18 protein-coding genes are annotated in these 19,559 nt (G+C 52.9%); 7 read left to right on the forward strand and 11 right to left on the reverse strand.

Annotation, left to right across the window (positions count from 1 at the left end; all coding sequences use genetic code 11):
• Positions 1-4: 4 nt before the first annotated feature.
• The 3 genes from fliR to OOJ60_RS12575 are packed head-to-tail and all read left to right on the forward strand — an operon-like array spanning position 5 to position 3,997.
• Positions 5-778: a flagellar biosynthetic protein FliR gene (gene fliR, locus OOJ60_RS12565; RefSeq protein ID WP_205612659.1), complete on the forward strand. Its 774-nt coding sequence runs from the start codon at positions 5-7 to the stop codon at positions 776-778.
• Positions 778-1,914 carry a flagellar biosynthesis protein FlhB gene (gene flhB / locus OOJ60_RS12570; protein ID WP_205612660.1) on the forward strand — a complete coding sequence of 379 codons (1,137 nt, stop codon included), beginning with the start codon at positions 778-780 and terminating at the stop codon, positions 1,912-1,914. Before fliR ends, flhB begins: the two co-directional genes overlap by 1 nt.
• A complete protein-coding gene (locus OOJ60_RS12575; RefSeq protein ID WP_205612661.1) occupies positions 1,901-3,997 on the forward strand; it encodes a flagellar biosynthesis protein FlhA in 2,097 nt (698 codons plus the stop codon). Before flhB ends, OOJ60_RS12575 begins: the two co-directional genes overlap by 14 nt.
• 100 nt (positions 3,998-4,097) lie before the next feature.
• Here the strand turns inward: OOJ60_RS12575 and OOJ60_RS12580 are convergent, their stop codons facing one another.
• Positions 4,098-5,087: a lysozyme inhibitor LprI family protein gene (locus tag OOJ60_RS12580; protein WP_042289159.1), complete on the reverse strand. Its 990-nt coding sequence runs from the start codon at positions 5,085-5,087 to the stop codon at positions 4,098-4,100.
• A gap of 168 nt (positions 5,088-5,255) precedes the next feature.
• On the opposite strand from OOJ60_RS12580, the gene OOJ60_RS12585 reads away from it, so the two are divergent.
• Together OOJ60_RS12585 and hemP are read left to right on the forward strand one after the other, a co-directional pair.
• On the forward strand, positions 5,256-5,513 hold the full coding sequence (locus OOJ60_RS12585; RefSeq protein WP_131729050.1) for a hypothetical protein: 258 nt from the start codon (positions 5,256-5,258) through the stop codon (positions 5,511-5,513).
• 409 nt (positions 5,514-5,922) lie between these two features.
• Positions 5,923-5,991, forward strand: a complete 69-nt coding sequence (gene hemP / locus OOJ60_RS12590) for a hemin uptake protein HemP (protein ID WP_072014999.1) — start codon at positions 5,923-5,925, stop codon at positions 5,989-5,991.
• Positions 5,992-6,263: 272 nt separating this feature from the next.
• Here the strand turns inward: hemP and OOJ60_RS12595 are convergent, their stop codons facing one another.
• Positions 6,264-8,852, reverse strand: a complete 2,589-nt coding sequence (locus tag OOJ60_RS12595; protein ID WP_205612662.1) for an autotransporter outer membrane beta-barrel domain-containing protein — start codon at positions 8,850-8,852, stop codon at positions 6,264-6,266.
• A gap of 474 nt (positions 8,853-9,326) precedes the next feature.
• Here OOJ60_RS12595 and OOJ60_RS12600 point away from each other — a divergent pair, with 474 nt between their 5' ends.
• Positions 9,327-9,545, forward strand: coding sequence for a hypothetical protein (locus OOJ60_RS12600; protein ID WP_407057102.1), 219 nt, complete (start codon positions 9,327-9,329; stop codon positions 9,543-9,545).
• Positions 9,546-9,937: 392 nt separating this feature from the next.
• On the opposite strand, the gene OOJ60_RS12605 is transcribed toward OOJ60_RS12600, so the two are convergent.
• Both OOJ60_RS12605 and gss read right to left on the reverse strand, forming a co-directional pair.
• The gene (locus tag OOJ60_RS12605; protein ID WP_205612663.1) at positions 9,938-10,702 is read right to left on the reverse strand and encodes a hypothetical protein; all 765 of its coding nucleotides are present in this window, start codon (positions 10,700-10,702) and stop codon (positions 9,938-9,940) included.
• A gap of 435 nt (positions 10,703-11,137) precedes the next feature.
• Entirely contained in the window at positions 11,138-12,997 is a 1,860-nt protein-coding gene (gss, locus tag OOJ60_RS12610; protein ID WP_042289165.1) for a bifunctional glutathionylspermidine amidase/synthase, read from the reverse strand.
• A 195-nt stretch (positions 12,998-13,192) separates the two neighbouring features.
• Here gss and yghU point away from each other — a divergent pair, with 195 nt between their 5' ends.
• Positions 13,193-14,059 (forward strand): glutathione-dependent disulfide-bond oxidoreductase, encoded by an 867-nt coding sequence (gene yghU / locus OOJ60_RS12615; RefSeq protein WP_205612664.1) that lies wholly within the window; start codon positions 13,193-13,195, stop codon positions 14,057-14,059.
• Between the two features lie 68 nt (positions 14,060-14,127).
• On the opposite strand, the gene hybG is transcribed toward yghU, so the two are convergent.
• Genes hybG through hybA form a run of 7 tightly spaced genes read right to left on the reverse strand, consistent with a single transcriptional unit; the run spans position 14,128 to position 19,558 of the window.
• On the reverse strand, positions 14,128-14,376 hold the full coding sequence (gene hybG, locus OOJ60_RS12620; RefSeq protein ID WP_042289171.1) for a hydrogenase maturation factor HybG: 249 nt from the start codon (positions 14,374-14,376) through the stop codon (positions 14,128-14,130).
• A gap of 18 nt (positions 14,377-14,394) precedes the next feature.
• Positions 14,395-14,736 carry a hydrogenase maturation nickel metallochaperone HypA gene (hypA, locus tag OOJ60_RS12625; protein ID WP_042289173.1) on the reverse strand — a complete coding sequence of 114 codons (342 nt, stop codon included), beginning with the start codon at positions 14,734-14,736 and terminating at the stop codon, positions 14,395-14,397.
• A complete protein-coding gene (gene hybE, locus OOJ60_RS12630) occupies positions 14,729-15,217 on the reverse strand; it encodes a hydrogenase-2 assembly chaperone (protein ID WP_205612665.1) in 489 nt (162 codons plus the stop codon). Before hybE ends, hypA begins: the two co-directional genes overlap by 8 nt.
• On the reverse strand, positions 15,210-15,704 hold the full coding sequence (locus OOJ60_RS12635; protein WP_181822066.1) for a HyaD/HybD family hydrogenase maturation endopeptidase: 495 nt from the start codon (positions 15,702-15,704) through the stop codon (positions 15,210-15,212). Before OOJ60_RS12635 ends, hybE begins: the two co-directional genes overlap by 8 nt.
• The gene (hybC, locus tag OOJ60_RS12640) at positions 15,704-17,407 is read right to left on the reverse strand and encodes a hydrogenase 2 large subunit (protein WP_205612666.1); all 1,704 of its coding nucleotides are present in this window, start codon (positions 17,405-17,407) and stop codon (positions 15,704-15,706) included. The genes OOJ60_RS12635 and hybC overlap by 1 nt, the downstream gene beginning before the upstream one ends.
• Positions 17,404-18,582: a Ni/Fe-hydrogenase cytochrome b subunit gene (hybB, locus tag OOJ60_RS12645; RefSeq protein ID WP_042289182.1), complete on the reverse strand. Its 1,179-nt coding sequence runs from the start codon at positions 18,580-18,582 to the stop codon at positions 17,404-17,406. The genes hybC and hybB overlap by 4 nt, the downstream gene beginning before the upstream one ends.
• Positions 18,572-19,558: a hydrogenase 2 operon protein HybA gene (gene hybA / locus OOJ60_RS12650; protein ID WP_042289184.1), complete on the reverse strand. Its 987-nt coding sequence runs from the start codon at positions 19,556-19,558 to the stop codon at positions 18,572-18,574. The genes hybB and hybA overlap by 11 nt, the downstream gene beginning before the upstream one ends.
• Position 19,559: the final 1 nt, after the last annotated feature.

Raw genomic sequence — 19,559 nt, forward strand, 5'->3', positions numbered from 1 at the left:
CGCAATGGGAATCGATATTCAGGCGCTGCTTACGCCATTAATGGCGCTGGTGCTGCCCTTCATCCGTATTCTGGCGTTTCTGCAGTTCGCCCCCGTGCTGGATAACAAAGCGTTTTCCCGCCGGATTAAAATCGCCACTGCGCTGGCGCTGTCCGTCATTATCACCCCTATGCTGCCAAACAACGTACTGTTGGGCGAACTGCTGTCGATACGCACCATTTTGCTGATTAGCGAGCAGCTATTGTGGGGCATTCTTTTCGCCAGCGCCCTCCAGCTGGTGTTTGTCGCCCTGCAAACCGCCGGACATATTCTGTCTATGAATATTGGGCTCGGGATGGCGATGATGAACGACCCGATCAACGGCAACTCCACCACCGTGATTTCACAAATTATCTACGTGTTCTGCGGCCTGCTTTTTTTCGTTATGGATGGCCATCTGCTGATGGTGACGATTTTGTATAAGGGCTTCAGCTACTGGCCCATCGGCCAGGCTATCAACAACCCTACACTGACCCTGATCGCCCAGGGCCTCGGCTGGATCATGGCCTCCGCCACGCTTATCGCTCTACCGACCACTTTTGTGATGCTGATAGTTCAGGGCGGTTTTGGACTGCTGAACCGCGTGTCGCCTACGCTGAACCTGTTTTCGCTCGGCTTCCCGATCAGCATGCTGTTCGGGTTGCTTTGCATTTCAATGCTGGTCACGAATATTCCTGACCACTATCTCAACCTGACCACTGAAATTCTGGCGAAACTCGACGCCATAAGGGTGCACTAATGGCCTCTTCCGGTGGCGATAAAAGCGAAAAACCCACCCTCGGGAAGCTGCGCAAAGCGCGCGAAAAGGGCGATATCCCGCGCTCGAAAGACCTGACGATGGCCGTCGGTCTGGTGGCATCATTTTTCACCCTCGCGGCGTTCCTGCCCTACTACCGCCAGCTGGTCGGGGAGTCGTTTATCGCCGTCGGCCAGATGGGTTCGAAAATCGACGATCCGGGAGCGCTTAATCAGTTTCTGCTGCTGAACGTCTGGATACTGCTGCGTTTTATCGCCACCCTGATCCCGATTCCGCTGGCGTGCATGGTCGCCAGCCTGATCCCTGGCGGCTGGATTTTTACGCCGATAAAGCTGAAACCCGACATCAAAAAACTGTCGCCCATCAACGGCGTAAAGCGGCTTTTTTCCGCCAGCCACTATCTGGATGTCGGCAAGATGCTGCTCAAATGCGGCATTATTCTCAGCGTTCTCTACATGATGGTGCACGACTCCATGGACGGGCTGCTGCATCTTCAGCGCCTTTATTTACGCCAGGCGATCATGCAGGGTTTCGATATTTTCCATCACGTTGTCAGCTATTTTGTCGCGGTTATTGTCATCTTTGCTTTGCTTGACGTTCCCCTGAGTAAGTTCATGTTCACCAAAAAGATGCGCATGACCAAACAGGAAGTGAAAGAGGAGCATAAAAACAACGACGGTAACCCGCAGATCAAAAGCCGTATTCGCCAGTTGCAGCGCCAGATGGCGATGGGGCAGATCAGCCGAACCGTCCCGACGGCGGATGTGATTATCACCAACCCGACCCACTACGCGGTGGCGCTGAAATACGATCCGCAAAAGGCGGAAGCGCCTTACATCGTCGCCAAAGGCATCGACGACGTGGCGTTGTGGATCCGTGAAGTCGCCGCCAGCCACGACATTGAAGTGGTGGAGTTTCCTCCGCTGGCGCGCGCGGTTTACTACACCACGCGCGTTAACCAGCAAATACCGGCGCAGCTTTTCCGCGCTATCGCCCACGTTCTGACCTATGTGATGCAGCTGAAATCGTGGCGCGCAGGCAACGTTGAGCAAAAACCCCGTCTGAACAGGCAGATAAACATTCCTCAGGAGGTCTTAAAAGCCAATGGCGAACAGTAAATTGCGCAACGCGCTCAGCGTGCTCCGTCAGTGGCACGTTGGCGTGCCTATCTTGCTTCTCTGCGTGCTGGCAATGGTTATTCTGCCGCTGTCGCCGCTGATGCTGGATATCTTCTTCACCTTCAACATCGTACTGGCGGTGATTGTGCTGCTCGTGTCGGTCAATATGCAGCGTCCGCTGGACTTTGCCATTTTCCCGACTCTGTTGCTTATCACCACCCTGATGCGCCTCACCCTCAACGTGGCATCAACGCGCGTGGTGTTACTGCACGGTCATGAAGGGGAAGGCGCGGCCGGTAAGGTGATTGAAGCCTTCGGCCAGGTGGTGATCGGCGGCGATTTCGTGGTCGGCTTCGTGGTATTTATCATCCTGATGATCATCAACTTTGTGGTCGTCACTAAGGGTGCGGAGCGTATTTCTGAAGTCTCCGCGCGCTTCACCCTCGATGCCCTGCCGGGTAAACAAATGGCGATCGACGCCGATCTCAACGCCGGGTTAATCAATCAGCAGCAGGCACGCACCCGACGCCAGGAAGTGGCGAAAGAGGCCGATTTCTACGGCTCGATGGACGGGGCTTCGAAGTTTGTACGCGGCGACGCCATCGCCGGGATCATGGTACTGATCATCAACGTGATCGGCGGGATCTGCATCGGTATCTTTAAATACGATCTCGACGCCACCCACGCGTTCCGTCAGTACGTTCTGCTGACTATCGGTGACGGTCTGGTGGCGCAGATCCCGTCGCTGCTGCTGGCAACCGCCGCGGCGATTATCGTGACCCGCGTCAGCGAAGGCAACGACGTCAGCGACGAGATTAAAGCCCAGTTGCTCTCGAAGCCGAAAGTCCTCTACACCGCCGCGTTCGTGATGTTTATTCTTGCCATCGTGCCGGGCATGCCCCACATCGCCTTCCTGAGCTTCACGGCGCTGCTGTTATTCGCCGCCTGGCGACAGAGCAAAGTGGTGCAGCCCGCACAGCCAGAAAGCGATATGGACGCCATTTCAGAGGCGCTCACGCCGGATGAAACGCCATCGATCACCTGGGAGAATATTCCGTTGGTGGAACCGATTGGCCTCAATCTCGGCTATAAGCTGGTAATGATGGTGGATGAGTCTAAAGGCAGCCCGCTTACCCAGCGTATTCGCGGCGTGCGGCAGGTCATTTCCGAACACTGCGGCGTGCTGCTGCCGGAAATTCGCGTGCGGGAAAACTTCCGCCTTAAGCCCGCGCAATACGCCATTCATATCAACGGGATCCGCACCTCACTGGGCGAAGTCCACGCGGATAAGCTGATGGCGATCCCCGGCGCGGAGCTGTATGGCGAGATAGACGGTGTGCTGGATACCGACCCGGCTTACGGCATGGCGATCGTCTGGATCGACCCGGAGCAAAAATCCAAAGCGCTGAATCTGGGCTATCAGGTGGTGGACTGCGCCAGCGTGGTGGCGACCCACGTTAATAAGGTCGCCCGCGAGCATCTGCCGGAGCTGTTTAACTATGATGATATTACGCATCTTCACGCCCGTTTGGCCCAGCAGGCGCCTAAGCTGGCGGAAGATCTCAACGCGGCGCTGAACTACAGCCAGTTGCTGCGGATCTACCGCCAACTTCTGCTGGAGCAGGTGTCGCTGAAGGATATTGTGACGATCGCTTCCACGCTGCTGGAAAGTTCAGCCGTGACCAAAGATCCGGTTCTGCTCACCGCCGACGTGCGCTTTGCCCTGCGCCGCGCGATTGTGCACAGCATTAACGCGGACCGGCCGCAACTGGTGGCCTATACCATCGATAATGAACTGGAGAATATGCTGCTTGGCGCGCTCACCCAGGCGCAGCAGGCGGGAAAAGTGGCGCTGGACAGCTTCCCGGTCGACCCGAATATTCTGACGCAGCTACAAAACACCATGCCGATGGTCTACGAGCAGATGAAAGCGAAAAGTCTGCCGCCGCTGCTGCTGGTGACGCCGCAACTGCGACCAATGATCGCCCGTTATGGACGCCTCTTCGCCAACGGGCTACATGTGCTTTCTTATAATGAAGTGCCGGATGACACAGATTTGAACGTGGTGGGTACGCTGGGGTAAAGGGCATTTGTGCGTATCGTTTCTCCTCCCTCCTGACCCGCTCTTAAAGAGAGAGTCATCCGTAGGTAATAAAGCCTGATGGCGTTTCGCTTATCCGGCTTTATTTATCCAGAAAACGCAGCTTCCACTCGGCGATAGTCCGGGTCATGGTGCGCGGATCGTTCCCTTTCGTGCTGAAATATTGCAGCTGTAGCTTACCTTTCTCATTCGGATAAACTCTCGCCGCCCAGATGTCGCTTTTCGTGTACATGATGATCGCCGTCTGGTTATTGGCGGCGCCCCGCACCCACATAGAGACCACCGTCGCGCCGATATTGTCGGTATCTTCCTGATACATATAAACATTGGCCGTGTCGACAAACTTTTGGTAGTCGCTTCCTACCAGCGTGCGAAAACGTTCATCCATCTTCGGATCAGAGAAAATCGCCAGCGACAGCAGCGTCGCTTTTGGCCGCGGATCGCTGTCGGCACGCTCATAGCGCCCGTCAATAAACGCACCGCTCGGCATTGAGAGCCCACAGCTCCAGTCCGCATTGCTGAAGACCTGAATCGCGCCGCTCTTGCGCGGAATAAACAGTAACCGGCAGTTATTGGTATCCGCGATACGCTCCACCAGCGCCATACCGTAAAGTTTGCGGGCCTCCGCCGCAAATTCATCCTTGTTCCGTCCTGACCAGACGCGAATGTCCGTTGTGACCGACCACTCCGCGCTGCGGCTAAACTGAATGGTGCCGCCGCTCATATTGGAGACGCTGACGTTCCACCAGCGCCCTTCCCAGTCAAAATCGGGCGCTACGTCCGAAATGGTGCTGATCCCTTCGTAATAAGCGCGTTCAATGCAGGTATCCGTCGTGCAGTTTTTCAGCGATGACTCCCACTCCGCGTAACGCTGCTGCACGTCATGGTTACCGCTTTTTACCAGCATTGTACGGTAAATCACGCTCATCGTGCTGTCCAGCCAGTGCAAATTATCGTTGCCGCAAATGGTGTTTTCCAGCGGCGTCGAGGCGCGCAAACAGTTCACCGCAAACGCGCTGCTGGTGAAAAGCGAAAGGGTCAGGAGCAAACAATTAATCAGGCGGCAGGTCATTTTGCGTATTCTTTAACCAAAAAGGTCGCCCATTTTGGCGAAAACAGCGTTTATTTGCAATAAGTCGCATAAGTTAATTCTAGCGATAAATAATAATGCCATCAGCTTAAGCAATCGCCCCCGACGGTCGCTTATACGTCATATGTATTCTTTGTTGGAAGTTATGTTATGAAAATTGATAGCAGTAATTACACTCTTTCGGTGCTCTCTTCTTCACTTCAACAAGACGATTCCCGCCGCAAGCCGCTTGGCATCATTCGCAACAGCGGCCAGCTCAGCCCACAAAGTGGCTACTGGCAGCTCTCCAGCACCGTCGTTTCGGCCGTGGTAAATTTAAAAAAGGGAGAAATGCTGCCCTATTATCAGGGCTCTCCTGTTAAATGGACGTTAATAGAATACGATCTCGGTAAAGAGATAGAGATTTAAATTGCTCTGTTTTTATCTGACATATAGATAACACGTTTTCGTCTCCGCCAATAATCTCTCTGATAAGATGAATCAGTATTAAAACAACACGGTGTTGATACGCATGAAAGAAAACGGACGTAAAGAAGAATGATTACCTGACCAGCCCCTTCCCGGACAAACCGTGGCGCCACGGAATATAAAAAATTGATCCAGCCGCCTTTTTTCTAAATAAAATCGCCTGGTGCATTCTCGCTTATCTTGATAATGCTTCTCGCTACCAAGTTGATTATCATTTTCATAATAAATGTACCAGGACTGAGCAACACATCAGCCGCTCTGACAACACATCGCGTTTCGTCGCGTCCTTCCCACGGGAAACGTCTGATCAACAGCAAAACTGTTACCCGGTGACGAGGGCCCGGTGTGAATTGCGTACAATAGCGAACACTATCAACTTCGCCAGACGCATTCCGGCAAATTGATACTGACGAAATAAATCATCCCACTTCGCCCGCCACCCAGGTGACGCCCATCCAACACTATTTCATTTTCCTCAGGGAGAATTATTATGCTACGCCTGCAAACTTTCAGACTGAACTCCGGAGTGAAGGTATGCCGGTTTTCTTGTCCATTAAGTCACCCGTTTTGTGTTGAGATGAGAATATCACCTTTAAGCGGGTGGCCAAATTTACTGTGCCACTCCACAACACAGTACCGCATCGAGATACAGCGCCAGGCAATATGCCTGGCGCTGTTTTTCAGGTAGGTTTAGAAATTGACTTTAAGTCCCAGCATGGCGCTGGTATCACTGTAGCCCTTGTCGCCAATCTGTTGTGCAACATTCCCCCACAGATTTACATTGCGGTTGATCTGGCTTTCTACACCGGTTTTCAGCTCAGCAATGTTACGCGCTCCTGCCTGTTTGACATCCACTCCACCCATTGATACGCCAAAATCGCGTGTGTTGTGGATCCAGTTGGCTTCGATGAACGGTTCGAAAATTCGCTGTTTACCCTCATCAAGCTGACTATGACCTTTGATAAACAAACGGGTCCCCAGTCGGGTCTGGATATTTCCATCACCTTCACTTTCAACGCGCGTTCCGTTTTTCTCCGTGAAAGAGTCAGCTTTAACGCCCATCCATGTCAGTTGTGCAACAGACTGAACAAAATAGCTTTCCCGATGATTTTTCTCGCCAAGTTTCCATGTGTAACCAGACTCAACCGATGCAGTGAAGCCCTTCGATTTATAATCTTCGGAAGCCAGGGAATTGCCGCTTACGGTATTGTCAAACCAGTTATACAGAAGCCAGGTATCAACATACCCCCCCGTCTTCTCGGCGTTATTTTCCAGCCATGTTCCGTAAATACCTGCGCTGTAGCCGTTTACACTCCCTTCGCTGTAGTAATGGCTGAATTTATTATGCGAGTTACTTTTCTGGTTGGCGTATCCGCCCATAATACCGAGGTGATATCTGTCTTTACCGTCACTGCTCCATTGCACAATATCCCCACCTAACTGGAGAACATAACGGTTCGCCTGGGTGTTGATTTGCCCACTGCTGTCTTTGAAACGAGTATGTCCTCCGACGTTTCGTATCCACATACCCGTAACTTTTTCTCTGTTATCTGAAACGGATCCGACATAATGTGGCTCACCTACGCGATCGTGCAGTCTATGCAGGAATAAGGTATTAGACCCCATAATGTTAGCCACATATTCTCCTCCTTCCGGACGAACTATCGGGGAAGGATTCGGTGTTGGCTTCGGAGTCGGGATTGGCTCCGGCGTTGGTTCCGGCGTCGGCTCTGGTGTTGGTTCAGGTGTTGGTTCCGGCAGGCCACTCACCAGATACCAGTTCTCGCCTTTACGGACAACATCATAATCGTAAGCGCCGGCAACGATACGACCATATTTTGTGAAGGTGCCGATGGACTGGCCCCCCACATTGACTATTTCAATGCCCTGATTCGTCAGGTCACCCTGGCCGCCAATATTATTTATACTGACCTGAGTGTTACCAGCTTCTACATCGCCATGAACATACAGTTTATCAGTCGGAGAGTCATCACCGCCAAGAACGGTATTAAGCGTCAGAATGCCATTATTTCCGGAATAATCCTCGATCACGTGCAGGAATTTAGGTGTAAATGATGAATGCTGGGTGGGGGCAGCATAGGTTAAATTCGCATCATTCAAATCCAGACGGGTAACCACCGAGTCCCCGGTCATATTCCAGATACTGCTGGTTCTGGACATATCCAGATAAATATAGCCATTATCCACGGTATTCAGGGAATTATCAGTATTCAGCTGTTTAGAATCGGCGGTGCCGGTAAATACTGAACCATGGGTCATCCGTAAATCAATCACCCCTAACGTTTCAGCCAACAGGTTACCATTGACGATATAGGTCCCTCTGGACTGCTGCCCGCCAAGCCAGGAAGAACCGATGTAAGATCCAAACCCGGTCGAATGCATGGCGTAACTTCCGGCGCCTTCCACATCGATATTAACGTTACGTGTCAGGAATATTTTTCCACCTTCATAACTTTCAGTTCGGGCTCTGAGTAAACGTTGTCCCGGTGGTGCATATTTGTTGCCATCCTCCGCTTTCAGGCCCGCCGCCTGCTCACCCCGGGTAAGAACGGAGATGTCACCAACCTGAATCATCCCTGTTTTGTTTGCATACACCCCATGGGCTTCATCGCCGCTGGTTTGTACAGATACATTGTTACCCAGCATGATACGGGCCGTATGGTGATCGGGAATAAATCCCAAACTGTTTAAATAGTATGCAGAGCCGGCATAGATTCCATATCCGGCACCCCGTCTTAAGTTATTTCCTGCGCCTTCTGTGACAACGGAAATATTATCTCCGGCGGTTAATAGATTGTTTTTATTATTGCCCAGAGTAAGTTCAGCGGCGATCCCCATGCCATGGCGTGTATAAATGTCCATGTCGCCAGCGATGGTTACATTGGCGTATTCAAACTCCTGCAATAATATACCGGAGGAATATTCACCATACGTTTTAATATTCAGGTTGCCATCAATTGTCGTCGTGGCTATCCGCCCTATAATACCGTCAGAGTATTTTCCAGTAGTGGTAATGTTTATGTTATCTGGCGTTAAATGATGGACAGTTTGACGGAAGTCTAATCCATAGCCTTTGTCATTTGTTGTAGTATCAATAGTAACGCTTTGATATGAGTTAAGGGTGTTGTCAATATTGGTAAAAAGTCCTTGCTCGCCGCTACAGGTTAGTTGTTTCCCGTCGGTGGAGCTACAGACAGCTTCAGCAGCGAGCGCATTCCCCGAAGATAGCAGGACGATAAAAGAGAGTTTTCTAAGCATGATGCTCTGTTCCGTTTTAAGTTTATGCCTTAATGTCCCTTTGACTTATTGGTAAATAAAATTAATGCAATTCAGAAAATTACCACTAATAACCTTAACAATAAGACGCCTATTTATATCAGAAATATCTTACATGGACAAATTATGTGCCTATGAGAAATTACGTTTTTAATCCGTGCTTATAGTGGACTCTGAAAGAGGTTTGCAAAGTTCATGAGGGTCCACTGGACTGACCCCACCCGGTAGACGATCCTGCCTCTGGTGTCGAGCACGGCCGCACCGTCTGGCCCCGAACGTCCCATTCCAGGTGCTCGCGGATGACCTGCCGCTACCAGCTTCCCGGTTTCAGCCGTCGTTACTCTGGTTAAACGGTTTCTGCATACCGGTTACTCATAGCGCATTTACTCCCCCATCGGGGGTGAGTATCGCCGTCTTAAAGTCGGTTATGTCGGTATTTACCGCACCAACCGTAAAATCAACGTCCCCACCGGATATTCGCGCAGCCCCAGAGTGCACCTTAGGGGCGACGGGTTGGCAGAGGCGGGATCTGAGACCAGACGCGGACTGACGGTGAGGATTACGGACGGGTGTATTGTGTTGATGGCGGACGTAACGAGGTTCAGGAATGGCAGGATGAACTTTATCAGGTTAAACAGTCAGTTAAAGGGATCAAAGACGGGATGTTTAGTTTAGCGTACTGAACGGAGATTTTTATTTATTCCTCTACAAAACCACGAATATTTTATTTTTATGAAATGCGTAAGTAACTCTTTCTCTTATTATCCTTTGTTCATTAAAATCACTAAATAGTGATAAAACAACAACGTTGTCAGTGATCGAAGTTTCAAAAAGTGGAGGTTCTTTTTCGTTATTATACTCATCAATAACCACTGTGATATTAATAAAAATATTATCACTTACCGAGAAGCACTAAATAATCTTATTGCATCTTGTGTTTCTAAAAATATATACCTATTTGACATTTTTCCCTCGTGGCTATGGATTCGATTCAGTACGAGAATACCCCGTCCTACTGATAATGTTTCTGATCGTCGCCATAACTCAACGTCTGATGTAGAGTTGATTTACTGATACCGGCTCACCAAATCTTTAACCGCTGTTGCATAGGTTTTTTGTTTAAGCTGAGTAATTTGTTGCTCCGTGGTAGCTGTGCCGGTTTTACTCGTCAGCAAGGGAAGAACAGCCTCTTCATAGTTGACTGGCGTCCAGGTGGACCAGCCTCCTGTCGCCACATCCACGAGCGTAAAACGCACCAGGAAACGCAGCGAAGCCGCATCCGTCAGCTTCTCATTTTTATAGTCCGACCACGTCGTCGTTTTGGTTGTGGGATCGTATTTACCGGACTGCAATGTATCCTGATAAACAACGATCGCTTTCTGATGCCCCTTCGCGCCGACGTAACGCAGTGCCTGCATCCAGTTCATATTCTCACTGACAACCACATCGCCGTTCTCATTTTTATTGCAGGAAATCACTTTTTGCCTGTCCGGAATCCCGGAAAAGGTCGCGACAGTATAATATTTCCGCATTTCTTGCTGCATCGCCGTTTCCGGCGCGCGGCTACCGGACTGTACGAGAATAACAGGGGAATTCAGCGGTACACGAAACTCATCCTCTTCCAGCGCCGCCTGGATATCCTCTTCGGACACCGCCAATGTGGTTTCGTTACCAAAAATATCCTTGTCCGACAACAGCTGTGCTGAAGCATTTTTATTGACGCCGCTCTCCGCCCGCAGCCCCGTTTTCTTCGCATCGATGGAGGAGCGTGGCTCACAACCCGCCAGCAGGAATGCGACCACACATAAAAATATTGCTGACCGGGTATTCATAGTGCATGCTCCCTCATCTGGATCTGAATTCGTGTATTATTTCCCTGAAAAATCCCAATAATTATATACCTACAAAAGAAGCTGGCAAAAGAGAATTATTTCTGCAGATGAAACATTTATTGCATAAATAATAAATCAAAATTTAAAACGATGATGAATATACCAGCAAGACACGATTAAGAACTATTTCTCCCGTATAGGTTTAAAAACTTGATGAAGAAGTCTCTTTTTAAAAATAGTCTTAACTCTCTCTGATATTCCTGCCCCTGGGGAACGCCTCTTTATCCTGGTTGTTGCAGAATAACGCCGCGCCGGCGGCGGCTTCACGATGTAAAAAGCCCGCCCGAAGGCGGGTTTGGGTTTATGTAGCGCTTACCGTATTTAGGTCTGCCGTCACGTCGCAGGTCTGTAAGCGCTGCGCTACAAGGTAAGCGTCTATTCTTTCACGACAATCAGCGGTTCAATATCGCTCTCTTTTTTAATGACCAACGACTCGTCGCCGCGCAGGCAGGTGCCGCCGTAGTTGCCGCCAACAGTAAACGTGCAGACCTGAATGTACTTCCCGGCGACGTTTGGCAGACACCACAGTTGCTGATAAATGTTCTTCTGCTCAGCGAATTTCCCGCTGGTTTTATCCAGCAGTTCTTCCTGATGACTGACCAGATCGATATTGCTGCCGCAGCGTCCGGCAATCGGTTTCACCGCATAACCGGTTTGCGCCAGTTCGTCGTTCACTGTGAAATCGGTGTCCAGCAGATAACGATGATGCGGGAACAGTTGCCACAGAATCGGCAGGATCGCTTTGTTTCCGGGGATCACTGTCCACAGTGGTTCAAACACCAGCACCTCCGGGCGCAGCAGGACGTCTATCAGGCGGACGTCCTGATTGGTGTGCCCGGTGCGGATCGGCACAGCGGCGTATTCGGTTTCACTGACTTCGCGAATCTGCTCAATCGCTGTTTCCCAGGCCCATGTTTTCCAGACGCAGTTCACCAGGCGATCGTCACCGTCAATCAGTTGCCCCGCGTCGTCCCAGCGCAACTCATCCAGCCCGCGCAGGATTTTGCTTTCAAACCCGGCCTGGCGCAGCGCCTGCTGCATAAACTGGGCGTGGTAATTTTCCTCAATGTCTTTATCCTGCATGATATGCACGAAAGGCCGCGCATGGCTGTGTTTCCACGCCCCGGCCAGTTCATTGATCAGCCCTTCGGCGGGGTTATGGCCCTGTCCCGTATAGCCCTGTTCAGCCCAACGTTCAAGAATCAGCCCCGCCTCGGTATGGCAGGAGGCGGAATCCGCGTTGTACTCGTAAACCTTCAGCCCGCGTTCATCCATGCAAAAATCCATACGACCGGTGATCATATGATGACGGCGACGCTGCCAGGACAAACGTAAACGCGGCCAGAGAATTTTGGGAATATCGAACAGCGCCAGCAGATTGTCATCTTTCAGCACCTTGTCGGTGGCATGAAGATACATCAGATGCAGTTCGTTGGTCGCTTTAATCAGCTCCTGCTCGGCGCTCTCGGTGATGGTGAAATACTGGTACGGATCCTGATTTATCACGTGCCCGTTAGCGGCCACATACGCCTTTTGCAGCGGATCGCGTTCATCCAGCCATTTGCCGTCGAACTGGCCTTTCTCCGCCAGACGCGCGCCGCGGATCTTCAGTGAGTCATTGGCGTTCCCCGGCTGCGGCAGGCTGTGCTGCGTGTCGTCAGTCTGGATCATCCACCCCAGAATCGTGGTATCGTCAAAGGTATCTTTCAGCGTGTAATGACCCTTTTCTACCACCATCTCCAGCTCGCGCGTCCACTGCTGGCCGGGAGGGAGCGGCGTGTGGATGACGTTCTGCTCGGCGATACGGATCTTATCCTCCAGCAACTGGGTGATAATCGCCACATGACCGGTCTCGTTAAATTCACCGCCCTTTTGCCAGATTAACAGCGCCCCGGCGACCGGCGCGCGAGGCGAACCGTTAGGAAAGGCCTGCAGCGGCAGGATATTGTCGTTTACCACTTCGCGCAGGAAACGCAGTGAGAAGATCTCCCACGCCATACCGACATCGGTAAACACAACGCCATAGTTAAGAAACAAAAAACGGCGGGCGAACTCTACGCACTGCCATTTATGCCCCATATACTCGTTGTCGATGTAGCTGCGAAACGCGGCGTCGTCGGCATAGTCCCGTGGGTCAAGGGAGCTGTAATCTGAAGAATAGATGGCTACACCACCGGGGGCATAGCCCAATAATGTCCCAAAGGGGGCATCCTGACTGCTCGTTCCTGTGCTCATCCAACTTACCTCAATCTGTACAGCCTGAGCGGCATCTGCTTGCCTGCCCAACAACATTCATCATCATACACCTCCACGCAGCGGCCAGACGCGCGAAGGCAAAAAATAGCAGGGCGTAAATGTGCCAATCTGTTAAATGCCTCAATGGCGACCTGCTACACTGCTTCAACACAACCCATCAGAAGGCAGGTCAACATGTCAGATAACACTTATCAGCCCGCAAACGTCTGGACGTGGGATAAATCCGGCGGCGGCGCATTCGCCAACATCAACCGTCCGATCTCCGGCCCAACCCATGACAAGACGTTGCCCGTCGGTAAACACCCGTTGCAGCTCTACTCGCTGGGCACGCCGAACGGTCAGAAAGTGACGATCATGCTGGAAGAACTGCTCGCACTGGGCGTCACCGGTGCAGAGTATGACGCCTGGTTGATCCGCATCGGCGAAGGCGATCAGTTCTCCAGCGGCTTTGTTGAGGTCAACCCTAACTCGAAGATCCCGGCCCTGCGCGATCATTCGCAAAATCCGCCGGTGCGCGTGTTTGAGTCGGGATCGATCCTGCTGTATCTGGCGGAAAAATTTGGCTATTTCCTGCCGCAGGATCTGGCAAAACGCACGGAAACCCTGAACTGGCTGTTCTGGCTACAGGGCGCAGCACCGTTTCTTGGCGGCGGCTTCGGCCATTTTTATCACTATGCGCCGGTGAAGATCGAATACGCCATTAACCGTTTCACCATGGAAGCGAAACGTCTGCTGGACGTGCTGGATAAACAGTTAGCGAATCACCCCTATGTCGCGGACGACGACTATACGATTGCCGATATGGCAATCTGGCCATGGTTCGGCAATGTGGTGCTCGGCAACGTGTACGACGCCGCGGAATTTCTCGACGCAGGCAGCTACAAGAACGTGCAGCGCTGGGCGAAAGAGATTGCCGCACGTCCGGCAGTGAAACGGGGAAGAATAGTGAACAAGACCAACGGTCCGCTGAACGAACAGCTGCATGAACGGCACGACGCCAGCGACGTTGAAAACAAGACGGAAGATAAGCGACAGGGATAAGTTCCTGGCCGGATGACGGCGCGCAGTGCGTCTTATCCGGCCAGGAAGGTCGCGAAATGAAAGCGGTATTACGCGCTGGTCACGTCGTAATCCATACGGCGCAGCGCGTCTAATGTAGCGTTGGCCTCATGCTCATCAATTATGCTCATCGCAAAGCCAACGTGAACCAGCACCCACTGCCCAACCAGTTCCGCAGGATTGCCTTCGCAGATCAGGGCGATATTGACATCGCGCTTGATACCACACACTTCCACCTGCGCCAGTTGATGAATATCTTCACCCACCGCCAGAACCTGACCCGGAACGCCAATACACATAATTAACCACCCAGAGGTTTATTCAACTTCAATACTCTTCACTTTTAGCGAATCGCCGGTGTCCACGCGCAGACGATCGCCATGGCAGCGCGGACATTGCGCATCGTGCCGGGCGATCTCAACCACCTGACTGCAATCCCAACACCATGCCTGCGCTGGGGTGTAGTCGATGTGCAGCACGCAGCCCTGCGCCACTGTCCCCTGACAGACAATGTCAAAGCTAAAACGGACGGCGCTCTCCTCGACGCAGGAAAGCGCGCCAATCTCCAGCCACACGCCAGTGACTCGCTTAACGCCGTGCTGTTCTGCCTGCTGTTGAATGATCTCAACCGCGCTCTGGCAAAGAGACAGCTCATGCATTTTCACTACTCCGGCGGCCAAACAGCAATGCACGGCGGCTGGTTTGCGGCGCATCAGGATTACTGACCGGCAGCGACAGCAGCATCCGCGCGCAGTCGTCTGCCAGACGGACGCCCTCTTCCGCCGACATCGCGTGATTCAGCGGCGACATCAACGAGCAGGAGAGATATTGCGATACGCCGTCAAGCTCGCCAACGGTAAACGTCATATCGCCATACGGCAGACGCAGCCCGAGTTTTTCGCTCACCTTGCGTACCGGCCAGAGTTGATCCGGCCCGGGGAAAATCAGCGCGCTCAGCATCCACGGCGTGATGACACATCCCGTCCACTGTCCTTCATACAGCGTAAAGTCAGAGACATACACCGGCATATCAGGATGCAAAAAAGAGAGATCGTGCATTGAACGCTGCGCGATGGCGTCAAACGCGGCCTTAACCTGCGCCTTCGGGGCGGTCTGGAACCCTGAAATCTCCTCAGGCATGCGCAACCTCCCGTGGGACGGCATCCACACCAGACTCGCGCAGCGCGGCAAGAACCTGCGCAAGCGCAGGTTCAATCATCGCTTCCACCGTCGGCGTTAAGCCAATGTGCGGCTCCAGCGACTCAGGAATGACGCCCACCAGGGTCAGCTTCTTCGGGAACTCGCCGGTAAAACGCAGGGCCGACAGAACGTCGGCCAGGCCAAGCTGGTGCGGGGAAATTTTATTGGTAAACAGCGCAGGCACTTCATCGTCCCGCAGGACCATGATCGTACCCGGCGTGTTTTTTCTGGACACAATGGCGTCCGCGATGATCAGATGATCGCGGTTCGCCATGTCACCCAGCAATTCCATTCCCGCCGTGCCGCCATCGAGGACCTCTACGAAATCCGGCAGTACGTATCGCTGCGCTAACGCTTCAACGATCCGCACTCCGATGGCTTCATCGGTCAGCAAAATATTGCCGACCCCTAAGACTAAAATCCGCATTACAGAACCTTCACAGAGACCACTTCGTTCCCGTCAGCGTCAACAACATGCACCGCGCACGCCATACAGGGGTCGAAAGAGTGAATAGTACGTACCACTTCCAGCGGTTTTTCCGGATCGGCAATCGGCGTACCCACCAGCGACTGTTCATACGGGCCGACATCGTCGTTAAAGTTACGCGGGCCTGAGTTCCACGTTGACGGTACGACCGCCTGGTAGTTGCTGATAATGCCGTCTTTGATCACCATCCAGTGAGAAAGCATCCCGCGCGGCGCTTCAAGGAAGCCGACGCCTTTGAACTCGCCAGTGGACGGAATATCCGGCTTCACAAACGTAGTGTGATCGCCTTTACCAATGTTGGCGATCAGCGCGCTGTACTGGTTCTGCAAAATACCCTGCAGTTCGCAGCAGTGAACGGTACGGCCAATAATGCGCCCCAGCGTGGAGTGCAGTTGCGCCATTTCCAGCGTTTTACCGGTCAGCTTCTGGTAGATAGCGACAATTTCATTCAGCTTCGCCTGCGTGGACTCGCGTCCCGCCGCCAGTTTAACCAGCATATTCGCCAGCGGTCCCACTTCAACGGTTTTGCCGTAGAAGGTCGGCGATTTCACCCACGAATATTTACCGTCATCCGCCCAGCCGTTGTATTCCGGGATGGTGGTGCCTTCCCACGGCGCCTGCGGCGCTTCGTCTTTATACCAGGCGTGCTTCGCGCTCTCCTGGATACCCTTGATCAGGTATTCATCGGAGTGAGAGCTGATTGGACGGTAGGTCGACAGATCGGCGTTTTCAATGTAGCCGCCTGGGAACAGGAAGCTGCCGTTTTTGCCGTCGGTCGGGAATTCCGGCGCGCTCAGGTAGTTCACCGCGCCTTTACCCCGTTCCAGCCATTCCGGATAAAACGCGGCGATCACCGCAGTATCGACCTTATAAACTTGTTCAACGAAGTCGCTCAGCTTGTCGATGAATGACTTAATGTACATCAGGCGTTCAAGGTTCAGCACGCCCAGACCGTCGAGGTTGATCGGGTTGGCTACCCCGCCCACCGCCAGGTTCTGAATGTGCGGCGTTTTACCGCCCAACAGCGCCACCACACGGTTGGCGTCACGCTGGCATTCCAGCGCCTGCAGGTAGTGCGCGACCGCGATCAGGTTCACTTCCGGCGGCAGTTTCATCGCCGGATGTCCCCAGTAGCCGTTGGCGAAAATGCCCAACTGACCGCTGGCAACCAGATCTTTGATCTTGTTCTGCACTTTCGTGAACTCTTCCGCGCTGTTCAGGTGCCAACTGGAAACGCCTTTCAGCAGCGCTTCGGCTTTTGCCGGGTCGGCATTCAGCGCGGAGGTGATGTCCACCCAGTCCAGCGCGGACAGCTGGTAAAAGTGAACGATGTGGTCATGCGTGGTATGCGCCGCCAGAATAATGTTGCGGATATACTGCGCGTTCACCGGCACGTCGATGTTCAGCGCGCTTTCCGCCGCACGCACCGAAGAGATGGCATGCGTGGTCGTACAGACGCCGCAAATGCGCTGCACAATCATCCACGCGTCGCGCGGATCGCGGTTCTTCACGATCTCTTCCATGCCGCGCCACATGGTGCCGGACGCCCATGCTTTCGATACAACGCCATTTTCGATTTCGCAATCGATGCGTAAATGCCCCTCGATACGGGTTACCGGATCAATAGTAATTCTCTGGCTCATGCTTTGCTCGCCTCATGACGATTATGATCGTTTTGTTTTAAAGGAGGAAGTATCGGCAGTAGACGAATGAGAACGATGTAAGCGCAAATCTCAATAGCCACAAAACCAATAGAAATCAACAGTTCTTCCCAGGTTGGGAAGTAGTGGTAGCCGCCGCCTGGATTGAAGGCCACCAGCGAATAGGAGAGTCGCCAGGTCGCGCAGCCCAGCAGCGCGCTCAGCGCAGACAGGTACAACATCCGCGAATCGTTGCGCAGTTTCGCCACGCGCAGCACCACCAGCGGGAAGACCATCAGCACGACTTCAATCCAGAACATCAGGGAATAGAGGTCGCCTGCGAACGCGTACGATAACTTGTCGCGATAGATCAGCTCGCCAAAGCGCAGCACGACGAATATCGCCAGCAGTACGCTGATGGTGTTCGTCAGCTTGATAAACAAGCTTTTTTCATCCGGGCCGTTGCCTTTCAGACCCGCCTGAACCAGCGAACCTTCAAAGATAACGATTGAGAAGCCCATGATAAAGGCGGTTAGCACCGAAAACAGCGGCAGCATTTCGTAGCTTTGCCACAACGGATGCACCTTGTAGCCGGCCGAAATCATCAGCGATCCCATTGAGGACTGGTGCATGGTCGGCAGCAGCGCGCCGAGGGCGATGATAAAGAACATCACCTTGTTCAGACGCTTCAGCGACACTTTCCAGCCCAGGCGTTCGAACACCGCCGGGGCAAACTCCAGCGCCATCACGCCGATATAGATGGTCATACAGACCGCCGTCTCAAACAGCACCGAGTTCACATTGAAGTGACCCGGAATGTAGAAGTACGGCAGGTTCCAGTAACGCCCCACGTCAATCGTGATAGACAGACCGCCCAGCGAATATCCAAACAGACTGGCCAGCAGCGCCGGACGCACCAGCGGGTGGTATTGTCCCCGGTTGAAAACATACACCGCCCATGCCAGCGCCCAGCCGCCACAGGCAAAGCCAGTGCCGATCAGCAGGTCGAAGGCGATCCAGACGCCCCATGGGAAGCCGCCGTTCAGATCGGAGACGGACCCCAACCCAAACACCAGACGCTTCACGATAAGAAGCATACAAAGGATGATTAGCGGCCCGAAAATAATGACCGGTTTACTGATAATTTTGCCGCCCAGCGGTTTAGGATCATGACTCATGATCGTCTCCTCCGTCGTGATGGTCGTTTTTAGTGTTACGACGAACCAGCACGGATAAGCCCGCCAGCGCAGCCAGGGGTAATATCATGCCTTTATACAGCGTGTGTTGAACGTGTTCGGATCGCGCGCCGGTAGAGAGGTCATCCAGCTTCGGTAGATCCAGATTTTCGTAAGGTACCCCGGTCAGCACCAGCACCTGCGTACCGCCGCCCTCTTTTTCGCCATACAGATGCGGGTAATACTTCGGCACGGTATGCACGTAGGTGTCGCCCGTTTTCAGGGTCTGACGCGGATAGTGATACTGACTGCCCGGTTCAAGCGAAAGACGCTTTTTCGCCTCGGCCATCAGCTCTTCGCGAGTGCCGAAGATCACCGCGCCCGCCGGACACACTTCCACACAGCCTGGAAGACCGCCCTTATCGAGTCGCTCAACACCTTTCTGGTTACACAGTTCACACTTGTGTAGCGCGCCAAACGGGTTGTTGTAGTCGTACTTCGGCACGTTGTACGGACACGCGACCATGCAATAGCGGCAACCGGTACAGACGTCTTTGTTGTAATGGACGATGCCGGTTTTCGGATCTTTTTTCAGCGCGGAAACCGGGCAGACAGAGACGCAGTTAGGGTCGACGCAGTGCATACACTGTTTCTTGATGTACGCATAGCCGTTATCGACCTGGTCTTTGTTCACGCCGTCGCCGCTACGCCACACCTGAATAATGTTATTGGTGTAGGGCGACAGTTTGTCGTTGTTTGACCAGGTCTGTTCCCCTTCGGGGTTGCGCGCCGGAAAGTTGATGTCCTGACATTTGGTCACGCAGGCCTGACAGCCGACGCACAGCGTCGAGTCATATAACATACCGAGTGAACCGGGGATCGGCGGGCGGTTTTGCGCAGCCGCATGGCTGACAGACGGCGCGGCGCCTAACAGCAATGCCCCGCTGGAGGCTGCTTTAATAAAGTTACGTCTGTTCACG

This window comes from Citrobacter sp. R4, assembly GCF_026719175.1.
Lineage (GTDB): Bacteria > Pseudomonadota > Gammaproteobacteria > Enterobacterales > Enterobacteriaceae > Citrobacter_A > Citrobacter_A sedlakii.